We start from the raw sequence: 1,253 nt of genomic DNA on the forward strand, positions 1-1,253 counted from the left end.
AGGCATGGAGATTTCGGCGCAGGATTGCCAAGGGCGGCTGAGTAAAGATGGCTGTGATCAGGGAGGCGACGATCTGGCGGGTAGCGCGCCACAGTAGCGGGCGCCCGTCGCTCAAGGGGGAGAGACACCCAACTCCTGCGAGAGGGGTTCGGTCACAAGCGCGATGAGGAAGTGGGCCAGAATCCAAGGCTTTGCGATCCTTGGGTCTTTGGCGGGAGGCGCGCGCAGCCCGATCAGGCTCTTCAAACGCTTGAAGGCGAGCTCGATGCGCCAGCGCATGCGATAGAGCTTGAGAACCGTGCCGGCGGGAAACTCCTCCCGGTCCAGCGAGGTCACAAGGATGACGAAGCCGGCCGCAATCAGCGTCTCCGGTTGAACCTTGTTGCCCTTGGCCTTGGCTTCCTTGTTGATTTTGCGCCGCGCTTCTTGTGCCGCGGCCTCGGATTTGCGCAAGGCGATCAGGCGCATCTTCACCGACGCGCCCTGCTTGAGGCCCAGCCGTACAGGCGTTTCGAAGACCTCCTCGCGGCAGCTCTCCAGATGGCCGATGAGATCGAACGCCTCGCCGTTGGCGTCGAGCCACCGCGCATTCTTCCACGATGCGCGCACGACAACGTCGCCGCCTTGCGCCATGACCTTTGCGATCCGCTCGGCCTGCAGATAGACGCGGTCGCCGATGCGGATCTCGCCCGCCACCACCGGCACGCGGTCGATCAGCTCGGCCTCGCTCTGGTCGGTGATCTCGAGGAAATCGAACCGCTCGCGCTCAAGCTCGAAGGCGCAGTGCATGCGCCAAAGGCCATTGTTCTTCTTCTCATGCGCACCGGCCTTGGCAACCGCCGTCGCATCGAGGATGCGGATCAGCCGGCCTTTGGCCAAGCCTGCCTCCTCCTCGCGCTTCAAAAGATGCCCGATCAACTGCTGCAGCCATGGCCCTGCATTGCGAAGCCGGCCGAGCAAGGCCACGTCCGAAATGTCGGCAATGCCGCTCGCCGCCGCCCAGGCCACGACGCCCCGCATCCCTACCTTGCCAAGGCAGTAAGCCAGCGTCAGGCGCAACAGGTCGCTCGCCGACCTGATGCCGCGTGGTCGCAGGAACGCCTTCGTCTCGCGCGCACTTCCTGCGATCAACTCTTCGCCGCCGAGAAGCTCAAGTGTCTCGGCCCAGCCATCATCAACAAGCGATTCGTGTGTCATCTCCAGCGTAGAATCACAACCGATTCCGCGCCGCAATACCTATCTTAGCGCCTATG

General features: G+C 63.4%; 1 protein-coding gene. It reads right to left on the minus strand.

Translation table 11 applies throughout. The annotated features are described in order from the left end of the window. Nucleotides 1–111: 111 nt before the first annotated feature. Nucleotides 112–1,197, minus strand: a complete 1,086-nt coding sequence (locus LB528_RS30110) for a transposase (protein ID WP_318012373.1) — start codon at nucleotides 1,195–1,197, stop codon at nucleotides 112–114. Nucleotides 1,198–1,253 lie beyond the last annotated feature (56 nt).

Origin of the sequence: Mesorhizobium sp. CA4 (genome assembly GCF_020165075.1) — a bacterium.
In the GTDB taxonomy this organism is placed as follows: domain Bacteria; phylum Pseudomonadota; class Alphaproteobacteria; order Rhizobiales; family Rhizobiaceae; genus Mesorhizobium.

What these genes read in the sequence shown, in the direction of transcription:
- LB528_RS30110 (WP_318012373.1), bottom strand. Translation starts at nt 1,197, where the DNA reads ATGACACACGAATCGCTTGTTGATGATGGCTGGGCCGAGACACTTGAG.